The organism is Priestia sp. P5 (assembly GCF_029522155.1).
Classification (GTDB): domain Bacteria; phylum Bacillota; class Bacilli; order Bacillales; family Bacillaceae_H; genus Priestia; species Priestia megaterium_E.
The window spans coordinates 49,853-75,065 of record NZ_JAKWFJ010000002.1; the positions used below are offsets into that span (position 1 = coordinate 49,853).

A 25,213-nucleotide genomic window follows, 5' to 3' on the forward strand; every position below is an offset into this window, starting at 1 on the left:
ATTTACCTTGCTTTTCAAAAAAAGCTAAGTTATAAATTTAACGTTTTTTCCAAATAATAAGCAATACCATCATTTTCATTCGATTTTGTTACTTCACGCGCTAGCTGTTTTAATTCGTTAATACCATTTTCCATGGCGATACCGTGTCCTGCAAATTTAATCATTTCAAAATCATTGTCTTCATCTCCAAACGCAATAATTCGTTCGCGTGGAATTTGATAATGATTAGCTACGCGCTCAAGACCTACAGCTTTATTAAGTCCTTTTTTTACAATTTCAACGACATGCCAAGGTGCTCCCCAGCGTCTATGTTCTAGTACTTCTGCATGAACATCTGAAAGGTGAGAGCGTATATCTTGTACATGTTCTTCATCTGCGTGAATTAAAATAGACGTTGGATCGTGCTGTAGCGTATGACGCAAATCACCCGTTTGTAATTTAGGATCCCCTAGGCTAAGTACATCCATTAATTTTCGATCTTCAAAATGAAGATACACATCATCTTGTACTTCTGCCATGATATTGTTGATGCGATAGTCTTGCATAGCTGTCACAATGTCATGGACAGTGCGGCGGTTTAAAGGTTCGTGGTGCGTGCCGAAATCAGGCTGAAGGGGGTGATGGACAAGCGCTCCGTTAAAGTTTACGATAGGCGTGGATAAATCTAATTCGCTGTAATACATAGCACTGGAACGATAAGGTCTTCCAGTTGCAATCATTACAATATGTCCTTCTTGTTTGGCTTTTTCTAATACCCGTTTTGTTTTAGATGAAATGGTTTTTTCATTCGTTAACAATGTTCCATCCAGATCTAAGGCGATTAAGTGTTGATCGTTTCTCATATAGGGCTCCTTTTAAATTGAAGTAGTTATACGATTATATTGAATTCTACTAATATTCATGCTTGTATTCCCATATTTTACACAACTTTTCCTGAGGAGCAAAGCAGAACGATTGACATGCAAAAGCTGTCTTGTTACGGTGTAAGACATAGTTATTGATTGCTTACGATAAATTGTTTAAGGGTATATTTAATACGTGAAGATAATTACGGAAGTAAAAGAAAGGAGAATGAATATGGATAAACAGTTAGAAGATAAAATTATGGAATCACTAGAAGAAGTAATTGATCCAGAGCTTGGCGTTGATATCGTAAATTTAGGCTTAGTGTATGGTGTAGAAATGGAAGAAAACAACACGGTTATTGTGACGATGACGTTAACTTCTATCGGCTGCCCGCTAGCTGGTGTGATTGGCGAACAAGTGAAAAAACAATTAATTTCGCTTGAAGAAGTAGAAAATGTAGAAGTGAATATCACATTTAATCCGCCATGGGATAAAGATCGCATGACGCGCTACGCTAAAATTGCATTAGGTGTTCAATAAAAAAAAGCCATCAACGATGGCTTTTTTTCTTATTCAATTCTGCACAATTCCAAAGGGCAGTCCTCACAGTCTATTTCTCTCTTTAGAAAAGAGAGCTTATGAATGATAATTTTTCCATCTGTCATTGAAATTACTTGATTTTTTCGCAACTCAGCGAGCATGCGATTGACCACTTCTCGGGAGGTCCCGCATAGATTAGCGATCTCTTGATTTGTTAACGTTACGTTTAATAAAATACCATTTGGCTTCATTACCCCAAAACTATTGGACATGCGAATCAGAGTAGAATAGAGAGCTCCTTTCTTTCCATTTAGAATTAAGTCCCTGAATTTTGTCTGCATTCGCTTAATTTGGAGTCCCATCCACTTCATGTACTCCATAGAAAGAGCAGGGTATTGTGCTAGTTCGTTTTCTAACACCCGTTTTTGAATGCTGATCGCTGTACAAGGTTCGATGGCTTTTGCTTGGAGCATATGGGGAGTGGATCCGCAAAACAGCATGACTTCCCCGACTAAGTCTCCTGCACTCGCCAGCTGAAGCGTCAGCTCGCGTCCTTCCGGCGTCACTTTACCCACTTGCACGGCCCCTGACGTAATAAAAAATAAATGAGTTGAAGTCGAACCTTCTTGAAAGAGAAAGTCACCTTTTTTAAACGAAAGTTTATGATCAAAGTTCATAAAAAATTGCTGCAGCTCATTTGAAAAAGAATCCGTTGTGATGTTCATCATGTTATCACCTTTTAATTAAAATTTTTGCGACTGTTACTTATTAATCTATTAAGTTAGAACAGTCTGTATATGCTGTACGTCCACTAACCGTATGAAAAAAATGTCATACGGATGATTTTATCGATATTCTTATTATACACAAAAACAACCAGTGTTTTCCAAAACTATCTGTGAACAATTTCTAAACAAAAATAGAAAGATAGTTATAAAAATAAAAACTTATGAATAAATAAAAATGTTTAAAAATATAGAATAAAGTGTTGGATTTTTTAAATATTCATTTGATTTTATTTTTATACGGTATTATAATGATAAATAATTCAAATAGATACGTGGAAAAAGGAGTTTTAAAATGAAAGAATACAAGGTAGGAATTGTTGGAGCAACAGGGTATGGAGGAGTAGAACTGATTCGTTTGTTAGCGAATCACCCACATTTTCATGTTTATGCAGTTTATTCATCCTCTCAGGATGGGATAGAACTAGCAGAAGTTTATCCTCACCTTTCTAATACTGTATATACGCTGCAAGATATAAACCCTAAGAAGATGGCTGAAGAATTAAATTTAGTGTTTACAGCAACTCCGTCCGGTGTTTCTAGCAAGCTTGTACCTCAATTAATAGAAGAAGGAATAAAAGTGGTAGACCTATCTGGAGATTTTAGATTAAAAACAGAAGCTCTTTATGAAAAATGGTACAAAAAGCCTGCTGCAGCCGAAGCATTTTTACAGCAGTCTGTGTATGGACTATCAGAATGGTTTGCAGACGAAGTCGAAAGCAGTACGTTCGTTGCGAACCCGGGTTGTTATCCAACAGCTACACTGCTTGGGCTAGCTCCCCTCGTTAGTAAACAAATGGTGAAATCAAACTCTATTATCATTGATGCAAAGTCCGGAATCTCAGGAGCAGGGCGCGGTCTTTCGCAAATAGCTCATTATGCTGAAATCAATGAAAATATGAAAATATACAAAGTTAATCAACATCAGCATATCCCAGAAATCGAATCTATTTTAGAAAAGTGGGATGAGGAAATTGGCCATGTTACGTTCAGTACGCACTTAGTTCCAATGACGCGAGGGATTATGAGTACAGTATACGCTGAACTTTCTGAAGAGAGCTCAGTACAAGAGCTTCATCAGCTATATGTAGATACATATCAAAACTCCCCGTTCGTTCGCGTTCGAAAAGCTGGTGAATTTCCTTCTACTAAAGAAGTAAGTGCATCAAATTATTGCGATATCGGTATTACATTTGACGAACGAACAAAGCGTGTCACGATCGTTTCTGTCATTGATAACTTAGTAAAAGGGGCAGCCGGTCAGGCCATTCAAAATGCCAATATCATGATGGGATTTGAACAACAAGCGGGTATCGGACTATTGCCTGTCTTCCCATAAAGTCAACAGCATCACTAATCACGATAAAAGCAGGAGGGAACGTATAGTGATTACGGTTAAACAAACGAAAGAAAAAATAAAGAAAATAGAGAACGGTACAATTGTAACGCCGCTAGGTTTTTCAGCAGACGGCGTTCACGCTGGTTTACGTTATGCTAAAAAAGATTTAGGAGTTATTGTAAGCGATGTGCCAGCTAATTGTGCAGCTGTTTACACGCTTAATGCCTTTCAAGCAGCGCCTTTAGCTGTTACAAAAGAAAGTGTAGCAGTGGAGCAGAAGCTGCAAGCAATCGTTGTGAACAGCGCATGTGCAAATGCATGTACTGGGGAACAAGGATTAAAAGATGCATACCAGATGCGAAATACATGTGCAAAAAAGCTTAATATCCTACCTCATCATGTAGCGGTAGCTTCTACAGGCGTAATTGGAGAGCTTCTAGATATGGAAAAAATCGTGAAAGGCATTGGGTTGTTAAGTCCTTCGTCAAACAAAGAAAAAGCAGAAGAATTTCAAACGGCTATTTTAACAACAGATACAGTGATGAAGTCAGCTTGCTATGAAACAAAAATTGACGGCAAAGTAGTCACCATTGGCGGTACAGCGAAAGGATCAGGCATGATTCACCCAAATATGGCTACGATGCTTAGCTTTATCACAACGGATGCTAAGGTTGAAGCTTCAGTGTTACAAGATGCGCTAGGTTCTATTACAAATAAAAGCTTTAATCAAATTACAGTGGATGGTGATACGTCAACCAACGATATGGTTGTTGTTTTAGCAAATGGAAAAGCTGATCACCAGTCGCTTACACCAGATCATCCTGAATGGAATTCGTTTTATGAAGCACTGCGCTTGACGTGTGAAGATTTAGCCAAACAAATTGCACGCGACGGTGAAGGAGCAACAAAACTAATTGAAGTAAACGTATCTGGGGCTCATACAAATGAAGAAGCAAATGTGATTGCTAAACAAATTGTGGGCTCGAACCTAGTGAAAACGGCCATGTATGGAGCCGATGCCAATTGGGGACGAATTATTTGTTCAGTTGGGTACAGCGGAGTAACGCTTAATCCAGAAACAGTGAATGTTTCGTTAGGCAATATCCAGATGTTAGAAAACAGTCAGCCTGTTTCATTTAGTGAAGAAGAAGCAAAGGCTTATTTAGAAAATGATACGGTCGAAGTCTATGTTGACTTGCAGGAGGGAAATGGAATTGGCAAGGCGTGGGGCTGCGATTTGACTTACGATTATGTCAAAATCAACGCCAGTTATCGAACGTAAGGAGAGAGTGAAATGAGCAGTGAAAAAATCGTCGTTGTAAAATGCGGAGGCAGCATTATCAATCAGTTAACAAGCGCTTTTTTTGAAAGTATTCAGCAGTTAAAAGCGAGTGGATATCAGATCATTGTTGTGCACGGAGGCGGGCCTGATATTCAAGATACGCTTACCAAACTTCACATTGAAACGGAATTTGTAGATGGGCTTCGAAAAACGTCCAAAGAAGCATTAGAAGTTGTGACGATGGTATTAGCAGGTAAGGTTAATAAGCAACTTGTAAAAGAACTACAAAAAGCGAACTTAAAAGCGGTAGGACTATCAGGAATTGATGGATTATTGCTCAAAGCAGAGGCTATTGATGTTGAACGTCTAGGTTACGTTGGAGAAGTAAAAGGCGTAAATGATATATTATTAAAACAACTAACTGACAGTCAGTATATTCCAGTTATTTCTTCCATTGGAGCCGATGAAGAAGGTAATAGCTATAATATTAATGCTGACGTGGCAGCCGGAGCCGTTGCACAAGCAGTAAATGCTGAAAAGCTGATGTTTGTAACGGATGTAAAAGGTGTGTTAAAGGATGGAGCATTGCTTCCTGAGCTTACAAAGTCAGAGATTGATGCACTTATTGAAGAAAAAGTAATTTACGGCGGAATGATTCCGAAAGTAACATCAGCGGTAAATGCGTTATCTCCTTTGCTTGAAGAAGTTCATATCATTAGCGGAACTGATGGATTTTTAGATAAGGAAGGAAAGCTGATTGGTACAGCAATTAAATATAGTGGAAAAGGTGGAGAAGATAGCGATGAGTTCATTGTTTCCAACATATCAACGGTTTGATATCCATGTGGAAGAGGCGCAAGGAACAAAATTAATAGATAACAAAGGAAATGAGTATTTAGATTTTATTTCAGGTATCGCTGTTTGTAACGTAGGTCATCGTCATCCTGATGTTCAAAAAGCGGTCGAAGAGCAGTTAAATAAAGTGTGGCACGTGTCAAACTTATTTCATCAATCGATTCAAGAAGACGTAGCAGGTAAGCTTGTGGAACACTCAAACGGTGATGCAGTATTTTTCTGTAACAGCGGTGCAGAAGCCAACGAAGCGGCGATTAAATTAGCGCGCAAGTACACGCAAAAACACAAAATTATTACGTTTACAAAATCATTTCATGGACGTACATTTGCTACAATGACAGCTACAGGGCAGGCAAAAATTCATGATGGCTTCGGTCCTCTTGTTAATGAGTTTGTTTACGTGCCATACAATGATGAAGAAGCATTAAAACAAGAAATGGACGATAGCGTAGCAGCAATTATGGTTGAAGTCATTCAAGGAGAAGGCGGAGTGGTTCCAGGAACCGAAGCATTTTTATTAACCATTCAAGAACTGTGTAAAAAGCATGAAGCACTGTTTATAGTTGACGAAGTGCAAACTGGAATCGGCAGAACAGGAAAACCGTTCGCTTATCAGCATTTTAACGTTTCACCAGATATTATTACAGCAGCTAAAGGATTAGGAAGCGGAATGCCGGTTGGTGCGATGATTGGAAAAGGATATCTCAAAGAAGCATTTGGACCTGGTACTCACGGAACAACCTTTGGAGGAAACCCAATTGCACTAGCTTCAGCTAAAGCAACTTTAAACATTATTTTTAATGAAGCATTTTTAGCAGAGGTTGCAGAAAAAAGCCTTTATTTTACCAATGCTTTGAAAAATAGCGTAGCAGATTATTCATTTGTTATCGATGTTCGTGGAAAAGGTTTTATGATTGGAATTGAATGCGGAGAACATCAGTCAGCATTGCTTGCAGCTATGCGTGAAAAAGGATTGCTAGCACTGGGAGCAGGACCGCATGTAGTACGATTGCTGCCGCCTTTAACTGTAACAAAAGAAGAGTTGGACCAAGCGATTCATATCATTGAAGAAGCGTTTAGCCAAACAAAAATTACTTCATAATACAAATTTTTTTGAATATGTTTGTATAAAAATTCTGTTTTATAAATAATTATTCGAAGAGGGATGCACAATGAACGGATATTTACACTTAGCAAACGGCGATTCGTTCGCCGGACACATTGAACATACAGCAACGCACCAGGCAGAAGGAGAAATTGTTTTCTTTACTGGAATGACTGGTTATCAAGAAGTTGTGACTGATCCATCTTACAAAGATCAAATTATCGTCTTTACGTACCCTTTGATTGGGAACTATGGTATCAATGAAAAAGATTATGAAAGCAAAAAGCCTCATGTAGCAGGCGTTGTCGTATACGAATGTTCAGATGAAGGGTTCCATTACGAAGCGATGTACAGCTTTAAACAATATTTAAAGAAATGGAACATTCCGCTTATTACACATGTGGATACGAGAGCGGTCGTAAAACGAATTCGAAAAGAAGGTACGATGCAATCTGCCTTTTCGACATCTGCTGAACCGCCAGCATTTACTGCTGAATGCGATGGATATGTAGTAAAAGAAGTATCAACAAAAGAACCTGTTACTTATGGGAACGGTGAAAAACACGTTGTATTAATGGACTTTGGCTATAAAAAATCAATTTTACACGAGCTGTTAAATCGAGAGTGCAAAGTAACAGTTGTTCCTTATTCTACAAGTTCTTCAAAAGTAAAAGAGCTGCAGCCGGATGGCATTGTCTTATCAAACGGACCTGGAGATCCAACTCAAGTGAGCAGTCAGCTGGATGAATTAAAAGAAATTATTTCATCGTACCCAACCTTGGGAATTTGTTTTGGGCATCAGTTAATTGGGCTCGCTTTTGGAGCACAAACCAAAAAGTTGGCGTTCGGTCACCGAGGAGCTAATCAGCCTGTAATTGATTTAACGACTAATAAAGTGTGCATGACGTCTCAAAACCATAGCTATGTCGTAGATGAACAGACGATTACCTCTACGCCATTAAGCGTTCGATTTAAAAATGTGAATGACGGCTCGGTTGAAGGTTTAATGCATAAAGACCTTCCTGTTATGTCGGTTCAATATCATCCAGAAGCACATCCTGGACCAAGTGACAGCACGTATATCTTTGATGAATTTATGACGAAAGTACAGCAAGTAGGGAGCGGAAAAGTATATGCCTAAAGACCAAACATTAAAAAAGATTTTAGTAATCGGATCAGGACCAATCGTAATTGGGCAAGCAGCAGAATTTGATTATTCAGGAACTCAGGCATGCTTGTCATTAAAAGAAGAAGGTTATGAAGTTATCTTAATCAATAATAATCCAGCTACAATTATGACGGACACTCACGTAGCAGATCGAATCTATTTTGAACCATTAACAGTAGACTGCGTAGAAAAAATTATTGCAAAAGAAAAGCCGGATGGTTTGTTAGCCACGCTAGGCGGACAGACGGGCTTAAACTTAGCCCTTGAGCTTCATGAACAAAACATTTTGCCAAAATACGATGTGAAACTTTTAGGAACACCGATTGAATCAATCAAAAAAGGTGAAAGCCGTGAAGAGTTCCGTGCATTGATGAATGAACTAAATGAACCGGTGCCGGAAAGTGAAGTTGTCACAAAAGTAGAAGAAGCATTAGCTTTTGCCGAGAAAATTGGTTTTCCTGTTATTGTACGTCCTGCATATACGTTAGGCGGAACGGGCGGAGGAATTGCTCATTCTATGGAAGAACTTGAAAAACTTTCAGCGTCAGGTTTACGTGAAAGTGCTATTACTCAATGCTTAATTGAAAAAAGCATCGCTGGATTTAAAGAGGTTGAGTACGAGGTTATGCGTGACGTGAACAATACGTGCATTACAATTTGTAACATGGAAAATATTGATCCTGTGGGTGTTCATACTGGAGATTCGGTAGTCGTTGCTCCTTCTCAAACGTTAACCGACGTGGAATATCAAATGCTTCGTTCCGCTTCAGTTAAAATTATTTCATCGCTTGGCATTATTGGAGGTTGCAACATTCAGTTTGCGCTTGATCCAAAAAGTAAGCAGTACTATTTAATTGAAGTAAATCCGCGTGTGAGCCGTTCGTCTGCTCTTGCATCAAAAGCAACTGGCTATCCGATTGCCAAAATTGCTGCAAAGCTATCGGTAGGCTACACGCTTCATGAGTTATTAAATCCTGTGACAGGAGACACATATGCAAGCTTTGAACCTGCTCTTGACTATGTAGTAGTGAAATTTCCAAGATGGCCTTTTGACAAGTTTTTCTACGCTGAAAGAACGCTTGGTACGCAAATGAAAGCAACTGGAGAAGTAATGGCTATTGACCGTAACTTTACACGTAGCTTCCAAAAAGCATTATCTTCTTTAGAAATTGACTTACAGGGATTAGAAGTAGAAGAACTGCAAGAACTTTCAACGGATGAATTAAAAAGCAAGCTAGGCGAACAAAGCGATGAGCGTATTTTTGTTATCCTTGAGCTTTTACGCCGCGGCACGACGCCTGAGTATATCCATGAAGTAACACAAATTGATTATTTCTATTTAACACACTTTGCACAGCTGATTAAAATGGAAGCCTCTTTAAAAGAAGTACGTTTTGATTCGATTACAGCTGAACACTTCAAGCAAGTGAAGGAACATGGTTTTACAGATGCGTATCTAGCAAACGTATGGAATGTGCCAGAACTTGACGTAAGAGCGAAACGTAAAGCACTACATATTACGCCAAGTTATAAAATGGTGGATACATGTGCAGCGGAGTTTGAATCTTCAACGGCTTATTTCTACTCTAGTTACTACGGCGAAAGTGAGATTGAACCATCAACGAATAAAAAAGTTGCGATTATCGGTTCTGGACCAATTCGTATCGGGCAAGGAGTAGAGTTCGACTACAGCTCTGTACACGGTGTGCTAGCTCTTGAAAAAGAAGGATACGAAACGATTTTAATTAACAATAATCCAGAAACGGTAAGTACGGATTTTGAAGTAGCAGATCGCTTATATTTTGAACCTGTAACAGTAGAAGACGTATTAAATGTTCTTGATGCTGAAAATGTGACGGATGTAATTGTCCAATACGGAGGTCAAACGGCTATTTCGCTTGTTAAAGGTCTAGAAGAAGCTGGCGTTAATTTGTTAGGTATTACAAATGATGTCATTGATGCACTTGAAGATCGTGACCTGTTTTATAAGCTCTTAGATGACTGTGATATTCCGCATATCCCAGGTGAAATGGCGAAAGACGCTAAAGAACTTGTACAAAAAGCAAAAGCTATGGGCTTCCCATTACTTATTCGTCCTTCTTACGTGATTGGCGGAAAAGGAATGCTGACAATTCAAAACGAAACAGAGCTTCAGGCTTGTTTACCGGCTATTAAAGCGTCTCATTTCCCAATGCTTATTGATGCTTACTTCCCTGGAAAAGAAGCAGAAGTTGATGTGGTAGCAGACGGAAAAGATGTGTTGATTCCGACAATCGTTGAACATATTGAAAAAGCCGGGGTTCATTCAGGAGACAGCTATGCGCTTTTACCAGCCAAAACAGTAAAAGCAGCACATAAAGAAAAAATGGTGAGCTACGCTCAAAAGATTGTAAACAAACTTCAATATAAAGGGATTATGAATATCCAATATGTTATTTACAACGATGAAGTCTACATGCTGGAAGTTAATCCGCGTGCCAGCCGTACAGTGCCTGTAGTAAGCAAAGTGTGCAACACGCCGCTTGTTTCGCTATCAACTCAAATATTGCTTGGGAAATCATTGTCGGAAATTAGTGAAAAGCTAGGTTTATTGCCGGATCCGGCTTACACAACTATCAAGTTTCCAGTGTTTTCGACAAGTAAATTATCAGGAGTTGATCCACTTGTTGGACCGGAAATGAAGTCAACTGGTGAAGGGATTGCGATTTCTTCAACGATTGAAGAAGCAGCAAAAAAAGTATTCCATCAGTATGTGTTAAGTAAAAAAGGTGCTGCAGAAGTGTATATCAACGGAGAGGCGCAGGGCCTTGAAGAACTTGTGCAAAGCGCGGGCTTAACTCTTGTTAAAGATAAAGAAGTTAGTGAATGGGTGAAAACGAAAGAAGCTTTATTATATGTAAGTTTACAGCCTGAAGATAAAGAAAGCCGTATGTCAGCATTAAAACACGGTTTAATGGTTATGACGGAGGCAGAAACGGCTTCGCTATTTTTTCAATCGTTCCAAGTCGATGAATATCACGTTTCATCACTGCAAGAATGGTTTCAAAAAACTAAAAAGGAAGTGACAGTATCATGAGTACAGTATCGGTAAATACGAATTTAAAAGGAAAAGATTTGCTTACACTTAAAGATTTATCATCAGACGATATTATGTCACTTTTGGAAAGCGCCATTGAGCTGAAAGAAAAGCATAAAAATGGTGAAATCGTAACATCGTTAAACGGAAAAACGCTGGGGCTCATTTTTGAAAAATCTTCAACAAGAACAAGAGTCTCATTTGAAGCGGGAATGATGCAGCTTGGAGGAAACGCCCTCTTTTTAAGCAGCCAGGATTTACAAATTGGACGCGGAGAAACGATTGCTGATACAGCACGCGTACTATCTGAATTCATCGATGCTATCATGATTCGTACGTTTGAACATAGCAAGATCGAAGAGCTTGCAGATTACGCATCCATTCCCGTTATTAATGGTTTGACAGATGATTATCATCCTTGTCAGGCTCTAGCTGATTTATTAACGATTTACGAGCACAAGAAATCATTTGAAGGGCTAAAAGTAGCTTATGTTGGAGACGGAAATAATGTAGCGCATTCGTTAATGATTGCATGTGCAAAAATGGGGATAGATATTTCAATTGGATGCCCTGACGGATATGAGCCAAAAGCCTTTGTCACAGATTATGTTCATGAAATAGCTGCTACAACGGGCTCCAAAGTTACGATTACAAAAGATCCTGTAGAGGCTGTGAAAAATGCCGATGCTATTTATGCAGACGTATGGACAAGTATGGGACAGGAAGAAGAAGCACAGCAGCGTTTGAAAATATTTGCTCCTTATCAAGTAAATGAAGAGCTAGCTGCCCATGCGAATTCAGACTATTTATTTCTCCACTGCTTGCCTGCACATCGTGAAGAAGAAGTGACAGCAAGCATTATTGACGGACCAAATTCTGTTGTTTTCCAGCAGGCCGGAAATCGTATGCATGTACAAAAAGCTTTGCTGCAAGCAATTTTAGGCTAAGAAAAAAACCTTTCTGAGAATATCAGAAAGGTTTTTTTGTTTAAAGGGAATTAATTGTGGGAACACAAATTGTATACTAAACAGAACGAAAGGTGATTTATGATGAAAGTATTAGTTGTTGGAGCAAACGGAACAACGGGAAAACAAGTGGTAGAAAAAGTCGCAAACAGCAAGCAGCATGAAGCTTATGCGATGATTCGCGACGAAAAACAAGCAGACGCTTTAAAAAAGCTGGGCGCTAACGTTGTACTTGGTGACTTGGAGCAAGATGTTTCAGATGCTTTAAGAGGTATGGATGCTGTCATATTTGCAGCAGGTTCTGGAGGACATACGGGAGACGAAAAAACAATCGCTGTGGATCAAAACGGTGCTAAAAATATCATTGATGAAGCAAAAAATCAAGGTGTGAAGCGCTTTGTTATGTTAAGTTCAATGGGAACAGATGCACCTGAACAAGGACCAGAAGGCTTACAGCTTTACCTGCGTGCGAAAGCGATAGCGGATGAATACTTAAAGCAGTCTAATCTACAGTATACAATTGTAAGACCAGGAACTTTATCGAATGATCAAGCTACTGGGAAAATTGATATCAATAATGATATTGAAGATAAATCTCAGACGATTCCTCGAGCAGATGTAGCAACTGTGCTTGTAGAATGTCTAAACGAAGAAGCTACAATCGGAAAAACGTTTGAAATGTTAGCTGGAGAAACTGAAATCGAACAAGCTATCAAATTTACTCATTGATACAAAAGGGCGGATCTAGAGGTCTGCTCTTTTTCTCTTCCTAATATGAAAACATCTCCATTATGAAACAGAAATCTTAAGGGAATAGTATAGGAGAACATTTCATTTCAGGAATGAGGAGGCAGGACAATGGGACAAAATCGTCATTTCACACCGGGTCAAAAAGCTCCGAACAACGGAGTGTATATTGAAATTGGTGAAACAGGAAGCAACGTAAATAATCCTCAAAAGGTTAAATTAAAAGCAGGAGAGCGTTTTCCAGAGACAGCAAACGATGATCGCCACTGGACATACATGCGCAAGCCTTAAATAGTAAAAAATAAAGAAGCCATTCTAAATTGAATGGCTTTACTTGTTTTCCCATTGCTGGGTATAATAAAATAAAGGTCAATAAAGGTCAAATGCATCGAAGGAGGATGTTCAATGGATATAAATAAAATGACACAAAAATTGCAAGAAGGCGTGATGGAAGCGCAGTCTGAAGCAATTAAACGAAATCAGCAGGAAGTGGATGTTGCTCATTTGCTTTATACGCTTATTCATCAGCAAGATGGTATTGCTCCTCGCATATTAGATCATTTACATATCGATTATCACTCTTTTCAGCAGCAGGTAAATCAATTGCTTGCGAAAAAACCAGCCGTTACCGGAAGTGGAGCTGAAGCAGGGAAAGTTTATATTACCAATAAACTTCAGCAGCTGTTTGTGAAAGCTCAAGAAGAAGCATCTCGTCTGCAAGATGATTATGTTTCAGTTGAGCACCTCTTTTTAGCGTTAGCGCAGGAACCTTCTTCTAGTGAATATGGAAAGTTATTTTCAAGTCACGGTATAACAAAAAAAGCTCTGCAAGATGTGCTTACTAATCTTCGAGGGAATCAGCGTATTACAAGCCAAAACCCAGAAGTTACATATGAAGCGTTAGCTAAATATGGAAGAGACTTAGTAGCAGAAGTACGAGCAGGGAACATTGATCCAGTCATTGGACGAGACGGAGAAATTCGCCGCGTTATCCGCATTTTATCGCGAAAAACAAAAAATAATCCAGTGTTGATCGGAGAACCTGGCGTTGGTAAAACAGCGATTGTTGAAGGTCTAGCACAGCGTATTGTTCGCCGAGATGTGCCTGAAGGATTAAAAGATAAAACCATTTTTTCATTAGATATGGGAGCTTTAGTAGCAGGAGCGAAATTCAGGGGAGAATTTGAAGAGCGTTTAAAAGCTGTTCTTCAAGAAGTTAAGAAAAGCAACGGCCAAATTCTTTTATTCATTGACGAGCTTCATACAATCGTTGGAGCAGGCCGTACGGATGGAGCGATGGATGCAGGGAATATTTTAAAACCAATGCTTGCTAGAGGAGAACTTCACTGTATAGGAGCTACAACTCTTGATGAGTACCGTCAGTATATTGAAAAAGATCCAGCGCTTGAAAGACGCTTTCAACAGGTGCTGGTTGAAGAACCTTCAGTAGAAGATACAATCTCTATTTTGCGTGGTTTAAAAGAACGATTTGAAATTCATCACGGTGTAAACATTCATGACCGAGCGATTGTTTCAGCAGCGGTTATGTCTGATCGTTATATCTCAGACCGCTTTTTACCTGATAAAGCAATTGATTTAATTGATGAAGCATGCGCAACCATTCGAACAGAAATTGATTCGATGCCATCAGAATTAGATGAAGTAACACGACGTGTCATGCAGCTTGAAATTGAAGAAGCGGCATTAAGTAAAGAAACAGATCAAGCAAGCATCACAAGGTTAGAGGCAATTCGAAAAGAAGTCTCTGATTTAAAAGAACGTGCAGATACAATGAAGCTGCAGTGGGAAAAAGAAAAGCAGTCGATTCAAACGGTGCAAGATGTTCGGGAGAAGCTTGAAAAAGCGAAGCGAGACCTAGAAGAAGCTGAAGGGAAATACGATTTAAATAAAGCAGCTGAACTTCGCCACGGACGCATTCCAGCTCTTGAAAAAGAACTAAAACAGCTGGAAGAAACAGCTGCTGAAAAAGCACAAGAAAACCGTTTGTTACGAGAAGAAGTAACAGAAGCAGAAATTGCTGAAATTGTAGGAAGATGGACGGGAATTCCGGTATCAAAACTAGTTGAAGGGGAAAGAGAAAAGCTGTTGAAGCTTGAGTCAATTTTACAGCAGCGTGTGATTGGACAAGACGAAGCCGTATCCTTAGTGACGGATGCTGTGATTCGCGCACGGGCAGGCATTAAAGACCCGAACCGTCCGATTGGATCATTTATTTTCCTAGGACCTACCGGAGTAGGAAAAACGGAGCTAGCCAAAACGTTGGCACATTCTTTATTTGACAGTGAAGAACAAATGGTTCGTATTGATATGTCTGAGTACATGGAAAAGCATGCGGTCTCTAGGCTTATAGGAGCGCCTCCTGGCTACGTAGGATACGAAGAAGGCGGGCAGCTAACGGAAGCGGTAAGACGCAAGCCTTATTCAGTCGTTTTGTTGGATGAAATTGAAAAAGCCCATCCCGAAGTATTTAATGTGCTCCTTCAAATACTAGATGATGGAAGAGCAACAGATTCAAAAGGAAAAGTCATTGATTTTAAAAATACAGTTATTATTATGACGTCGAATATCGGTTCTCAATTTTTATTAGACGGTTTAACAAGTGAAGGCGAGATTACTGAAAAAGCTAGAGAGCAAGTGATGGCTCAATTAAGACAGCATTTTCGTCCAGAATTCTTAAATCGAGTAGACGACACGATTTTATTCAAACCGCTAACTGTTCATGAAGTAAAAGGGATTATTGATAAGCTATTGCTTCAGCTTGAAAAGCGTTTATCCGATCGTCATATTTCGTTAACGTTAACAGAAGAAGCAAAAAATTATATTGCAGCCTCCGGGTTTGATCCGGTATACGGAGCTCGCCCTTTAAAAAGGTTTATTCAAAAATATATTGAAACAAAAATTGCCCGAGAATTAATTGCAGGGCAAATTGAAGATTATAGTCAAGTGACAGTTGATGTAAAAGATGATGAGTTTGTTGTCAGCGTATAAGTTTTCTAAAAAGACCATTCATGATATAAATTGAATGGTCTTTTTTTGCTATTAAAAGCAGCTCTCCTTTTAAAATAAATAAAAAGAAATGAAAGAAAATACGTGAGAGCTAAGCGTAAAAACTTATTCAGTTTTAGGTTGTAGAATATATCTAATTCATTTATGATAATACAAAATGGGCAAAGGAGCATGAATGAGCACATGAAGGACCGTATAGAGCTTATATATGACGAAGCATACGATTTTATAGATCAAGCATTAACTAAAATAAGAGCGCTGGATAAAAATGATCTTCAAGCTGAAAATGAAGAAGTGCAGGAAAAGGCAGAACGGACAGAGTTTGCACTTCAAGCTGCACGAGATATTTTAGAAAATATGATTATCCCGGGTAAAAAATTGACTTTTATTTACGAAAAAGGTTCTGTGGTAGTAGAAATTCCCGATAAAAAATAAAAACGACTTCCTTTTATGGAAGTCGTTTTTATTTTGGCAATGCAAAGTGCTCATCAATGGATGCATCACTTTTTCGATACTGCCCGGGTGTCATATTGGTTGTTTTGCGAAATACTTTTGTTAAATAATTGGCATTTGCATAGCCGACGTTTTCAGCAATTTCTTCAATTGAGTACTTGGTTTGATGCAATAGCTCGGCCGCTTTTTGAATGCGAAGCTTCGTTAAGTATTGAATCGGCGTAATCCCAGTTGTTTGTTTGAATAATCGGCTAAAATGATAGCGAGATAAATGAGCTGCATCTGCCATTTCATCCGGACCAATTTCTTCATGATAGTGATTACGGGCAAATAAAATAGAGCTAATGATACTTTCAGGCCAATCTTCTGTAAAACTGTCCATGCTTTTAATATATTGGTACAGCTCCATTACAAAGCGGTAAGATAAGCTTGAGGCATGAAATGGATCTGCTATATGTTTTTCACTTGCCCGTTTATATATTTGAGCAAGCAGCTGAACAGGTGCTGATTCAGGATGAAATCTAATTACAGGGGAGTGGGTTGACTGAATATAATCCCAGCATTTTTGTACTTCATCTCCGTATAATGTAAGAAAAATAAACTCCCAGTTTTCACTTTCCTTTGGTAAGTAATAGCGATAATTTCCAGGTATATTGACGATGAATGCTTTCCCAGCATCCACTTTATATTCTTGTCCATCTATTTCAATCATCCCGTACCCAGAAACCGTGTATTGAAAAATATATTTCCCTACGTCTTTTCGCTGATTTCCGCTCCAGTTATAAAGGGGAGAGAAAACTTCATCCCACCCAACAGACCATAGCTGCGCAACTTCATTTGTGCGGGATTCTAAAAACCTGTATGCGTACGTTGAATATTCTTGAGCTTGGAAATGTGAGAGCAAATTTTCACCTTCTTTTTGAAATAAAGTAGTACTTAATTCTTACTTTAACGTAATCGCTTTCATTTTTCTATAATTTTTTGAAAATATCGTGATTATTTTTAGGGAATGTCTTTAAATCTATTATTTTCTTATAATTTGCAAGTCAAGGCTCACATAAAGATAACGCCTTTTTGGCGCAAGAGTAGTTCATCGTCAATTCAAAAGAATCATTTTTAAAGGTATAAGCAAAAAAGTACCGATTATCGATAGTAATTTTACCATTGAGGCAAGGAAAATTGGACTTTACAATGTACATATGAATCCGTTTCCAAAAAACTACTTAAAATAGGTGATAATAAATGCTGGGAAAATTAATCGAAGAGTTCAAACAAATATTTCATTCGTCAGAAGCTATTCGCTGCTTTTTTGCGCCAGGGCGTGTCAATTTAATTGGAGAACATACTGATTATAATGGAGGGCATGTTTTTCCTTGTTCATTGAGTATAGGAACGTATGCGGTAGTACAAAAACGTCATGATCGAAAAATACGTATGTACTCTAAAAACTTCTCTGAAGCAGGCGTTATTGAATCCTCTTTAGAGCAATTAACGTACAAAACCGAAGATGATTGGGCTAATTATCCAAAAGGAGTAATGGATACCTTTAAAAAGCACGGATATGACCTTCCTTTTGGTTTTGATATCTTGTTTTTCGGCAACATTCCTAATGGAGCAGGGCTTTCATCGTCGGCATCAATTGAGTTAGTCACATGCGTACTTTTAAATAAAATTCTTGAATTGAATATTGAGATGATGGACCTTGTGAAAATGGCGCAGCAATCTGAAAATGAATTTATCGGCGTAAGCTGCGGGATTATGGATCAGTTTGCAATTGGAATGGGAAAAGAAAATCAAGCCGTATTGTTAAACTGTCAAACTCTTGAATACCAGTATAGCCCGCTGCAGTTAACGGATGCTGTGCTCGTTATTTCTAACACAAACAAGCGAAGAGGGCTGGCAGATTCAAAATATAATGAGCGCCGTATGGAGTGTGAAAGAGCGCTGGCAGATTTACAAACGTCACTTTCCATTAATTCGCTTGGTGATTTAACCAAAGAACAATTTGAAAAGCATAAATCTTTGATACAAAACGAAGTAGATTGTAAGCGCGCTAAACATGCGGTATATGAAAATGAACGCACAAAAGAAGCGGTTGCTAAATTGCAAAACGGTGATTTAAAAGGGTTTGGTCAATTGATGAATGAATCGCACTGCTCGCTGCGAGATGACTATGAAGTAAGCGGGAAAGAACTAGATGCTCTTGTAGAAGCAGCTTGGCTGCAAGAAGGTGTGATTGGATCACGCATGACAGGTGCAGGCTTTGGCGGCTGTACAATCAGCATCGTAAAAAAAGCACAGGTTGATAGGTTTATTGAGGAAGTAAAAGACGCCTACTATAAGAAAACAAGTTTAGAAGCTGAATTTTATGTGGTTACGGTTGGAGAAGGAGCGCGTGAACTCACATTAGAAGCAGTATAAGAGAAAACAGATAGAGAAAGGAACGAGTGTATGTCAGTCAACATTCATGAAGAAATCACCCGACTTATTCAATATGGTTTACAAAAGAATCTATTAACAAAATGGGATATAGATGTGGTGAGAAATAAACTGCTGGAAGTGTTAAAGCTCGACGAATGTATTATAGTAGAAGTCAAAGAAGAACGTCTGGAACATCCAGCTGCTATTTTAGACAACATGCTTGATTGGGCTGCAGAAAACAATCGAATCGCCGAGAATTCTATCACGTATAGAGATTTATTCGATACCAAAATAATGGGATGCTTTGCAAGCATGCCTTCAGAGGTTAATCGGACATTTTATGATCACTATCAGCAAAGCCCCCAAAAAGCCACAAGCTATTATTATAAGCTGTCAAAAGACATTCACTATATTCGCAGAGATCGAATTGCTAAAAACGAAAGATGGGTAACAAACACTGACTTTGGAGAACTTGAAATTACTATCAACTTATCAAAGCCGGAAAAAGATCCAAAAGCAATTGCAGCAAGCAAATCATTGAAGGAAAGCAATTATCCGCTGTGTCTTCTATGTAAAGAAAATGCTGGTTATGCAGGTCGTATTAACCACCCAGCTCGTCAAAATCACCGGATTATTCCTGTGGAATTGCAGGAAGAGCTGTGGTACATGCAGTTTTCACCTTATGTTTATTATAATGAACATGCCATTATTTTTGCGAGTGAACATACACCTATGCATATTTCAAAGCAAACGTTTAAGCGGCTGCTTGCCTTCGTTGAACAATTTCCACATTATTTTTTAGGATCAAATGCAGATTTACCCATCGTAGGAGGATCTATTTTAACTCATGACCACTTTCAAGGCGGCTATCATGATTTTCCTATGGCTAAAGCAAAAATAAATAAATTGTTCTCTCTTAAAGCATATCCAAACGTGAAAGCTGGAATTGTTCATTGGCCGATGTCGGTCGTTCGTCTTCAAAGTTCGCACCTTGCACCATTAGTGGAAGCAGCGGATTTCATTTTGAAGAAATGGAAATCATATAGTGATCAAAGTGCTGGTATTTTAGCTTTTACAGATCAAACTCCTCACAACACGGTCACGCCTATTGCTAGGAAAAGAGGAGATTTGTACGAATTAGATTTAGTACTGCGAAACAATCGAACAAACGGCAAACATCCAGATGGCATTTATCATCCACATGCAGAAGTTCACCATATCAAAAAAGAGAACATAGGTTTAATCGAAGTAATGGGGCTTGCGGTTTTACCCGGTCGTTTGAAAGACGAAATGAGTCTAGTGGCCAAAGGGTTAGTTCAGAATAACCTGAGCGAGTTAGCCAGCAGACATGATCAAGTGCAAAAACACGTGAAGTGGGCGGAACAAATCAAGAAAAAATATCCACATATTGAAGAGCAAAATGTCCAAAGTATTCTCCAACAAGAGCTTGGTTTGGTCTTTGCAACTATTTTAGAACATGCAGGTGTGTTTAAACAAACTGCTGAAGGGCAGCTCGCATTCAGTCGTTTTATGAATTCGTTAAATGAAGCGTAAATCATTAATAAAAACAGGCAGCTCGTAATGAGCTGCCTGTTTTTATACAGTTAGGGCATGCTGTTTTAAAAGGGTATACAGAGCCTGTGTTCCTTTATTATCATCGCCTTGTTTTTCGAGCTGTTCATAAAGCGATTTTGCTAACTTTAGCCCTGGTGTATACAGCTCCATTTCTTCAGCTGATTCAATGGCAATTTTCATATCTTTAATAAAGTGTTTAATATAAAAACCTGGTTCGAAGTCTCCTTTAATCATGCGAGGAGCTAAATTACTTAACGACCAGCTTCCCGCTGCGCCTGTTTCAATACTTTTTAGAACAGTATTCGGATCTAATCCGGCTTTTTCAGCATAAAGTATAGCTTCGCATACACCCATCATATTGGAGGCAATAGCGATTTGATTGCACATTTTTGTATGTTGACCAGCACCTGCGCTTCCTTGAAGAACGATATTTGTCCCCATTTTTTCAAGTATAGGTGTAACGGCAGAGAATGCTTCAGAATCGCCTCCTACCATAATCGCTAATGTTGCTTTCTGAGCCCCAATATCGCCTCCTGAAACAGGAGCGTCAAGCGCATGAATGTGCTTCTCTTTTGCTGCTTGATAAATCTCACGAGCAAGTATAGGGCTCGATGTCGTCATATCAATTGTATAGCAGCCTTTCTTTGCATTATGTATAATGCCGTCTTTGCCTAAATAAATCTCTTTTACATCGTGAGGGTAGCCTACCATGGTGATAATAACATCAGATTGTTCGGCCACTTCTCGAACGGTTTCTTTCCATTTGGCCCCTTTTTCAAGTAATGCTTGAGCACGAGTTTTTGTTCGTGTATAAACAAGGACTTCATATCCTGCGTCAATTAAATGCCCGGCCATGCTTTGACCCATAACGCCTGTTCCGATAAAACCAATTTTTTCTTTAGTCACAGCAGTATTCACTCCTAAAATTAATAGTTTGATTATTCTAAAATTATATAGTTAAAGTTTGGGATAATCAATGATTCCGACTATATACAAATCTAGAAAAGTACTCTCAGTCCTGTGTCTTGAATGCGAGGTAAGGAAAGAAAGTACTGAGAAGAGCCTATGCCAAAAGATAAAAAAAAGCGCTGGCTTTACAGCCAACACTTTTTAGTGGTGATTATTTGCTGGTTTATTCGGTACACCCAGTTCTCCAATCAAAATTACAACTAGCGTGAAAACTACTCCAAGGATGGAAGCGGTTGCGAAACTGTAAGTACCGCCCGTCATTGCAGAGATTACGTACACTGCCATATTCATTAGTAAAAAGCCCCAAACAAAAGCCATTACGACACGCATTCTATTCACCTCGTTTACAGTACAGTTTGATTTCATTTTAGCATATAGCAGTCAAATAAGAAATTGAATTTTTTATGAATAAATAAGGGGCGTGTTCCCATGCAGAAACAAAAGAGCAATAAGTCAGAAATAGGCATTATTCTAGTGCGCTTTTTGATGGTTCTATCATACACTGTATGGAACAACTAGTAAGTTACGGAGGAAGAGCTATGATACATCGACGCTTTTTTAGCTTAGATACGCAATGGAATGTCGTACATGTCCCTGAACGGCCGAATGGTTTCGGTGTGTTAGTATTGGGTGATAAAGATCATTTTGTTGAAAGTTCAACTAGCTTATGGATTCAGCACGGCGGAAGGTCACAGCTGTTGCAATGTTTACAAGATGAAGGATACACAGTATTTTATTCCAATTTATATGGCCGGCATTGGGGGTCTCCTGAAGCATATCACCTTGCAAAACAACTTTATCATTTAGTAATGAAACAAGAAATTTTAAATAAACGAATTCATATTTTAGCTGAAGGAATGGGGGCTCTGTTAGCGCTGCAGCTAATGGAAAATGACGGGAATACGTTCGTTCGATCAGCTGGTTTACTAAATCCATGTATTGATCTTCATACGCATGCAGAACATGAAAAAAATAATAAATTTTTTTATAAACAATTCACGAAGGACTTGACTCAAGCTTATAAAGTGGAGCGGAAGCAAGTATCAAAGTTAATTAAGGAGTACCCTTCTGTTACAGAATTAAAATCAACGCTGCCCGTGAAGATATGGACCGCGCCTAATGCCTCTACTCATTATCCAATTGCACACAGTAAAAAATATGAACTACATCGTGAAGAACTTCACTCTCCGATTATGCTTTCACTTTATTTACCGGAAAAAAACTATTTGTTTGAACGGTCCCTTCTCCAATTTTATAAACAGCATGAAAAAGTGTTATAAGCAAAGCTTCTATGATTATACATATCATAGGGGCTTTTTGTATAAGAGATAAAATGAAAAAAGAGTTCATGATGCTTTTACAGGTGGGCTTCTTTGAAATAAGGAATGAGTGCCCTCTATAACTATAGGGATTTAAGCTTTTTGTTGAATAAATGATGAATGAAGAATTGGAGGAAGCGATATGGGAAATGTAGTAGTAATAGGAGCAAACCGCTTTATTGGTTTTCATTTATGTATGGCTTTTTTAGACGAAGGTACAGAAGTAAAAGGGTATACACATTCTGCTCATAAAGAAGAAGATGAATTGCAGGAAGAGATGAAATTTTTCTTAGGGCGAAACGCTAATTATGCATCGACTGAAGTAGGAGAGTCATTAGATATGATTACCTCAGAAACGGATATTGTCTACTTTACGTATTTCGATGGAGGAGATTTTTATCACCCTGATTTTTTAAGACAAGAAATGCAAAAAGCGCAGCAAGTGCTCATTCAAGCGCTTAACAAATGCCGTCAATTCAACATTCGATTTGTGTTTGTTTCTACCATGCGCGTATTTGGAGACCAGCAGCGAAAGATTGAAGAAACAACGATTCCAGAACCGGACAGTAGTGAAGGAAGGCTATACGTTCATTTTGAGCGAATGATAGAGAAATATAAAGATGATGGATGGCCCATTATAATTGTCAGAACGCCGACTCTTTACGGACCTTGGCAGCCTTTGTCAATGTGCTATTCCAAAAATATTGCCGGGTACGAAGAGGCATTTAACATTATGGAAGGCACAGATTTTATTATTTATATTGAAGATGCCGTCAGTGCACTTAGACGCTGTAAAACTGCTGCATATTCATATGAAGTGGTTCATTTAGTTGAAGAAAAGTTACAGCCTTGGAGCGCAGGAGCAAACATTACTCATATGGAGGTGAAGGAAGAAGCGGCTCAAGAAAAATATAAAATCAGCAGGAAAGCGAAAGAACTGCTGCATTTTTCTTCAAAAGTAACGGCTAAAGAAGGGATTTATCTGCAAAAAAAACATATGAGAACATTCTTTTTACCTCTTCATTAAAAGGAGAAAGTTGTACTTATAGAATAGATTCGCTAATATAAGGAGGAATAAATGTTTTTAATAAAGGAGATTTCACTATGGAAGAGCAAAATATGCAATTCATGCAAATTGCAATGAAGTACTTGCCAGAAGCAAAACAGATCTTAGATGAAACAGGCGTTGAGTTATCAATGGAACACGTACAGCCGGTATTGACATTACTAACAAAAGTAATGAACGACGCTTATGAGCTTGGCAAGCAAGATGCATTAGCTGAAAATGAAAACAACTAAAGAAAACAGCTCGGTAGAATCCGAGCTGTTATTTTTGTTTGGAAAATAAATCGACTAAAGGGGTAAACTGTTTAAGAAGAGGAGCTAGTTCTTCGACGGCGAGTACAATTTCATCGATTTGTTTAAATAATCGTTCCCACTCCTCTCGTTCTCTTTCTTCTCTTGATTTTCTGCGCCCAGCTCCAAACATAAAATCAGAAAAATCTTCATTTCTTTGTCTTCTTGCCATGATACTCATTCCTTTCACTATTTTTTAATGGTGGGTAAGTTCTTACCTAATGTCCCATACTAGAGTAAGAGGGTCCCGTATGATTACTATATGTAGCATGATAGATACCTGAGTAGGACGAACACCTATATAGACAAAAAATAAAAAATGAAGTAAAATTAGTACCAACTCATAATAATTGATTATATAATCGATAAATGAAATGACGGATATAGGTTTTATAGGAATATAAGCCTTTTATTTAAAGGAGAGGTTGATATGAACGCTGGTGTTCTAGGAATTGGACGTTATGTACCAGAGAAAGTTGTAACAAATTTAGATCTTGAAAAAGTAATGGATACATCAGATGAGTGGATTCGTACGCGCACAGGTATTCAAGAGCGCCGAATCGCAGCCGATAACGAGGACACATCTGATTTAGCTTATAAAGCAGCAGTTGAAGCTTTACATAAAGCTAACGTCAAAGCAGAAGATATTGACATGATCATTGTTGCTACGGTAACGCCAGACCAACCATTTCCTACAGTATCATGTATGCTACAAGAAAAATTGGGCGCAAAAAAAGCAGCTTCTTACGATGTGAGTGCCGCATGTGCAGGATTTATGTACGGCATGATTACAGCTAAGCAATTTATCGAAACCAATGCTTATAAGCATATTTTAGTAGTTGGTGTAGAAAAGCTTTCTAAGATCACAGATTGGGACGACCGTAACACGGCTGTTTTATTTGGAGACGGTGCAGGTGCGGTTGTAATGGGACCAGTATCAGAAGGACGAGGCATTTTATCCTTTGAATTAGGATCCGACGGTACGGGAGGCAAGCACTTGTATCAAAACGAGCTTGATCATATTGTCATGAACGGACGTGAAGTATTTAAGTTTGCTGTTCGACAAATGGGGGAATCTGCTGTTAATGTAATTGAAAAAGCAGGTTTAACAAAAGAAGATGTTGATTTTCTTGTACCTCATCAAGCGAATATTCGTATTATGGAAGCTGCAAGACAGCGATTAGATTTGCCTGAAGAAAAAATGTCTAAAACAATCCAATACTACGGCAATACATCAGCAGCATCGATTCCAATTTCAATTGTTCATGAGCTTGAAGCAGGGAAAATTCAAGATGATGATTTAATTGTAATGGTTGGCTTCGGAGGCGGCTTAACATGGGGAGCTATTGCTATTAGATGGGGAAAATAACACTACATTTTTAAAG

Annotated in this window: 24 protein-coding genes; 18 read left to right on the plus strand and 6 right to left on the minus strand. The window is 38.6% G+C overall.

Features of this window, described 5'->3' with window-relative positions; all coding sequences use genetic code 11:
* Window positions 1-29: 29 nt before the first annotated feature.
* Window positions 30-842, minus strand: coding sequence for a Cof-type HAD-IIB family hydrolase (locus MMB69_RS17175; RefSeq protein ID WP_277448083.1), 813 nt, complete (start codon window positions 840-842; stop codon window positions 30-32).
* 235 nt (window positions 843-1,077) lie between these two features.
* On the opposite strand from MMB69_RS17175, the gene MMB69_RS17180 reads away from it, so the two are divergent.
* Window positions 1,078-1,386 (plus strand): metal-sulfur cluster assembly factor, encoded by a 309-nt coding sequence (locus tag MMB69_RS17180; RefSeq protein ID WP_013055384.1) that lies wholly within the window; start codon window positions 1,078-1,080, stop codon window positions 1,384-1,386.
* A gap of 29 nt (window positions 1,387-1,415) precedes the next feature.
* Here MMB69_RS17180 and MMB69_RS17185 read toward each other — a convergent pair whose 3' ends face one another.
* On the minus strand, window positions 1,416-2,114 hold the full coding sequence (locus tag MMB69_RS17185; protein ID WP_277448084.1) for a Crp/Fnr family transcriptional regulator: 699 nt from the start codon (window positions 2,112-2,114) through the stop codon (window positions 1,416-1,418).
* Window positions 2,115-2,466: 352 nt separating this feature from the next.
* Here MMB69_RS17185 and argC point away from each other — a divergent pair, with 352 nt between their 5' ends.
* The 11 genes from argC to MMB69_RS17240 all read left to right on the plus strand — a co-directional run bounded on the left by argC (window position 2,467) and on the right by MMB69_RS17240 (window position 16,170).
* Window positions 2,467-3,510: an N-acetyl-gamma-glutamyl-phosphate reductase gene (gene argC / locus MMB69_RS17190; protein WP_277448085.1), complete on the plus strand. Its 1,044-nt coding sequence runs from the start codon at window positions 2,467-2,469 to the stop codon at window positions 3,508-3,510.
* Between the two features lie 49 nt (window positions 3,511-3,559).
* Window positions 3,560-4,792, plus strand: coding sequence for a bifunctional ornithine acetyltransferase/N-acetylglutamate synthase (argJ, locus tag MMB69_RS17195; protein WP_416234867.1), 1,233 nt, complete (start codon window positions 3,560-3,562; stop codon window positions 4,790-4,792).
* Between the two features lie 12 nt (window positions 4,793-4,804).
* Window positions 4,805-5,629: an acetylglutamate kinase gene (argB, locus tag MMB69_RS17200; protein ID WP_269870445.1), complete on the plus strand. Its 825-nt coding sequence runs from the start codon at window positions 4,805-4,807 to the stop codon at window positions 5,627-5,629.
* Window positions 5,595-6,749 (plus strand): acetylornithine transaminase, encoded by a 1,155-nt coding sequence (locus tag MMB69_RS17205; protein WP_277448086.1) that lies wholly within the window; start codon window positions 5,595-5,597, stop codon window positions 6,747-6,749. The genes argB and MMB69_RS17205 overlap by 35 nt, the downstream gene beginning before the upstream one ends.
* A 70-nt stretch (window positions 6,750-6,819) precedes the next feature.
* Complete coding sequence (locus MMB69_RS17210) at window positions 6,820-7,893, plus strand: carbamoyl phosphate synthase small subunit (RefSeq protein WP_277448087.1); 1,074 nt, start codon at window positions 6,820-6,822, stop codon at window positions 7,891-7,893.
* Window positions 7,886-10,996, plus strand: a complete 3,111-nt coding sequence (locus MMB69_RS17215; RefSeq protein WP_277448088.1) for a carbamoyl phosphate synthase large subunit — start codon at window positions 7,886-7,888, stop codon at window positions 10,994-10,996. The genes MMB69_RS17210 and MMB69_RS17215 overlap by 8 nt, the downstream gene beginning before the upstream one ends.
* Window positions 10,993-11,943 (plus strand): ornithine carbamoyltransferase, encoded by a 951-nt coding sequence (gene argF, locus MMB69_RS17220; protein WP_277448089.1) that lies wholly within the window; start codon window positions 10,993-10,995, stop codon window positions 11,941-11,943. Before MMB69_RS17215 ends, argF begins: the two co-directional genes overlap by 4 nt.
* 102 nt (window positions 11,944-12,045) lie before the next feature.
* Window positions 12,046-12,690, plus strand: coding sequence for an SDR family oxidoreductase (locus tag MMB69_RS17225; protein WP_045291929.1), 645 nt, complete (start codon window positions 12,046-12,048; stop codon window positions 12,688-12,690).
* 129 nt (window positions 12,691-12,819) lie between these two features.
* Window positions 12,820-12,999 carry a YjzC family protein gene (locus MMB69_RS17230; protein WP_013055394.1) on the plus strand — a complete coding sequence of 60 codons (180 nt, stop codon included), beginning with the start codon at window positions 12,820-12,822 and terminating at the stop codon, window positions 12,997-12,999.
* 114 nt (window positions 13,000-13,113) lie between these two features.
* Window positions 13,114-15,717: an ATP-dependent chaperone ClpB gene (clpB, locus tag MMB69_RS17235; protein ID WP_277448090.1), complete on the plus strand. Its 2,604-nt coding sequence runs from the start codon at window positions 13,114-13,116 to the stop codon at window positions 15,715-15,717.
* 201 nt (window positions 15,718-15,918) lie between these two features.
* A complete protein-coding gene (locus MMB69_RS17240) occupies window positions 15,919-16,170 on the plus strand; it encodes a hypothetical protein (protein WP_014461601.1) in 252 nt (83 codons plus the stop codon).
* Window positions 16,171-16,198: 28 nt separating this feature from the next.
* On the opposite strand, the gene MMB69_RS17245 is transcribed toward MMB69_RS17240, so the two are convergent.
* A complete protein-coding gene (locus MMB69_RS17245; RefSeq protein WP_013081740.1) occupies window positions 16,199-17,092 on the minus strand; it encodes a helix-turn-helix domain-containing protein in 894 nt (297 codons plus the stop codon).
* A 338-nt stretch (window positions 17,093-17,430) separates the two neighbouring features.
* On the opposite strand from MMB69_RS17245, the gene MMB69_RS17250 reads away from it, so the two are divergent.
* A complete protein-coding gene (locus tag MMB69_RS17250) occupies window positions 17,431-18,609 on the plus strand; it encodes a galactokinase (RefSeq protein ID WP_221785533.1) in 1,179 nt (392 codons plus the stop codon).
* A 30-nt stretch (window positions 18,610-18,639) separates the two neighbouring features.
* Window positions 18,640-20,163, plus strand: coding sequence for a UDP-glucose--hexose-1-phosphate uridylyltransferase (gene galT / locus MMB69_RS17255; RefSeq protein ID WP_269870451.1), 1,524 nt, complete (start codon window positions 18,640-18,642; stop codon window positions 20,161-20,163).
* Window positions 20,164-20,205: 42 nt separating this feature from the next.
* Here the strand turns inward: galT and MMB69_RS17260 are convergent, their stop codons facing one another.
* Window positions 20,206-21,090, minus strand: coding sequence for an NAD(P)-dependent oxidoreductase (locus MMB69_RS17260; RefSeq protein WP_221785531.1), 885 nt, complete (start codon window positions 21,088-21,090; stop codon window positions 20,206-20,208).
* A 204-nt stretch (window positions 21,091-21,294) separates the two neighbouring features.
* A complete protein-coding gene (locus tag MMB69_RS17265) occupies window positions 21,295-21,483 on the minus strand; it encodes a YjzD family protein (RefSeq protein WP_013055400.1) in 189 nt (62 codons plus the stop codon).
* 209 nt (window positions 21,484-21,692) lie between these two features.
* Between MMB69_RS17265 and MMB69_RS17270 the strand changes: the two genes are divergently transcribed.
* From MMB69_RS17270 to MMB69_RS17280, 3 genes are all read left to right on the plus strand, one after another.
* The gene (locus MMB69_RS17270) at window positions 21,693-22,433 is read left to right on the plus strand and encodes a hypothetical protein (RefSeq protein ID WP_013081744.1); all 741 of its coding nucleotides are present in this window, start codon (window positions 21,693-21,695) and stop codon (window positions 22,431-22,433) included.
* Between the two features lie 181 nt (window positions 22,434-22,614).
* The gene (locus tag MMB69_RS17275) at window positions 22,615-23,499 is read left to right on the plus strand and encodes an NAD-dependent epimerase/dehydratase family protein (protein ID WP_277448091.1); all 885 of its coding nucleotides are present in this window, start codon (window positions 22,615-22,617) and stop codon (window positions 23,497-23,499) included.
* Between the two features lie 77 nt (window positions 23,500-23,576).
* On the plus strand, window positions 23,577-23,771 hold the full coding sequence (locus MMB69_RS17280; RefSeq protein ID WP_013081746.1) for a ComZ family protein: 195 nt from the start codon (window positions 23,577-23,579) through the stop codon (window positions 23,769-23,771).
* Between the two features lie 28 nt (window positions 23,772-23,799).
* Here the strand turns inward: MMB69_RS17280 and MMB69_RS17285 are convergent, their stop codons facing one another.
* Complete coding sequence (locus tag MMB69_RS17285) at window positions 23,800-24,000, minus strand: hypothetical protein (RefSeq protein WP_221785529.1); 201 nt, start codon at window positions 23,998-24,000, stop codon at window positions 23,800-23,802.
* 258 nt (window positions 24,001-24,258) lie between these two features.
* On the opposite strand from MMB69_RS17285, the gene MMB69_RS17290 reads away from it, so the two are divergent.
* Window positions 24,259-25,197, plus strand: coding sequence for a beta-ketoacyl-ACP synthase III (locus MMB69_RS17290; protein WP_028407464.1), 939 nt, complete (start codon window positions 24,259-24,261; stop codon window positions 25,195-25,197).
* Window positions 25,198-25,213 lie beyond the last annotated feature (16 nt).

What these genes read in the sequence shown, in the direction of transcription:
- MMB69_RS17175 (WP_277448083.1), bottom strand. Translation starts at nt 842, where the DNA reads ATGAGAAACGATCAACACTTAATCGCCTTAGATCTGGATGGAACATTG.
- MMB69_RS17180 (WP_013055384.1), top strand. Translation starts at nt 1,078, where the DNA reads ATGGATAAACAGTTAGAAGATAAAATTATGGAATCACTAGAAGAAGTA.
- MMB69_RS17185 (WP_277448084.1), bottom strand. Translation starts at nt 2,114, where the DNA reads ATGATGAACATCACAACGGATTCTTTTTCAAATGAGCTGCAGCAATTT.
- argC (WP_277448085.1), top strand. Translation starts at nt 2,467, where the DNA reads ATGAAAGAATACAAGGTAGGAATTGTTGGAGCAACAGGGTATGGAGGA.
- argB (WP_269870445.1), top strand. Translation starts at nt 4,805, where the DNA reads ATGAGCAGTGAAAAAATCGTCGTTGTAAAATGCGGAGGCAGCATTATC.
- MMB69_RS17205 (WP_277448086.1), top strand. Translation starts at nt 5,595, where the DNA reads ATGAGTTCATTGTTTCCAACATATCAACGGTTTGATATCCATGTGGAA.
- MMB69_RS17210 (WP_277448087.1), top strand. Translation starts at nt 6,820, where the DNA reads ATGAACGGATATTTACACTTAGCAAACGGCGATTCGTTCGCCGGACAC.
- MMB69_RS17215 (WP_277448088.1), top strand. Translation starts at nt 7,886, where the DNA reads ATGCCTAAAGACCAAACATTAAAAAAGATTTTAGTAATCGGATCAGGA.
- argF (WP_277448089.1), top strand. Translation starts at nt 10,993, where the DNA reads ATGAGTACAGTATCGGTAAATACGAATTTAAAAGGAAAAGATTTGCTT.
- MMB69_RS17225 (WP_045291929.1), top strand. Translation starts at nt 12,046, where the DNA reads ATGAAAGTATTAGTTGTTGGAGCAAACGGAACAACGGGAAAACAAGTG.
- MMB69_RS17230 (WP_013055394.1), top strand. Translation starts at nt 12,820, where the DNA reads ATGGGACAAAATCGTCATTTCACACCGGGTCAAAAAGCTCCGAACAAC.
- clpB (WP_277448090.1), top strand. Translation starts at nt 13,114, where the DNA reads ATGGATATAAATAAAATGACACAAAAATTGCAAGAAGGCGTGATGGAA.
- MMB69_RS17240 (WP_014461601.1), top strand. Translation starts at nt 15,919, where the DNA reads ATGAAGGACCGTATAGAGCTTATATATGACGAAGCATACGATTTTATA.
- MMB69_RS17250 (WP_221785533.1), top strand. Translation starts at nt 17,431, where the DNA reads ATGCTGGGAAAATTAATCGAAGAGTTCAAACAAATATTTCATTCGTCA.
- galT (WP_269870451.1), top strand. Translation starts at nt 18,640, where the DNA reads ATGTCAGTCAACATTCATGAAGAAATCACCCGACTTATTCAATATGGT.
- MMB69_RS17265 (WP_013055400.1), bottom strand. Translation starts at nt 21,483, where the DNA reads ATGCGTGTCGTAATGGCTTTTGTTTGGGGCTTTTTACTAATGAATATG.
- MMB69_RS17270 (WP_013081744.1), top strand. Translation starts at nt 21,693, where the DNA reads ATGATACATCGACGCTTTTTTAGCTTAGATACGCAATGGAATGTCGTA.
- MMB69_RS17275 (WP_277448091.1), top strand. Translation starts at nt 22,615, where the DNA reads ATGGGAAATGTAGTAGTAATAGGAGCAAACCGCTTTATTGGTTTTCAT.
- MMB69_RS17280 (WP_013081746.1), top strand. Translation starts at nt 23,577, where the DNA reads ATGGAAGAGCAAAATATGCAATTCATGCAAATTGCAATGAAGTACTTG.
- MMB69_RS17285 (WP_221785529.1), bottom strand. Translation starts at nt 24,000, where the DNA reads ATGGCAAGAAGACAAAGAAATGAAGATTTTTCTGATTTTATGTTTGGA.
- MMB69_RS17290 (WP_028407464.1), top strand. Translation starts at nt 24,259, where the DNA reads ATGAACGCTGGTGTTCTAGGAATTGGACGTTATGTACCAGAGAAAGTT.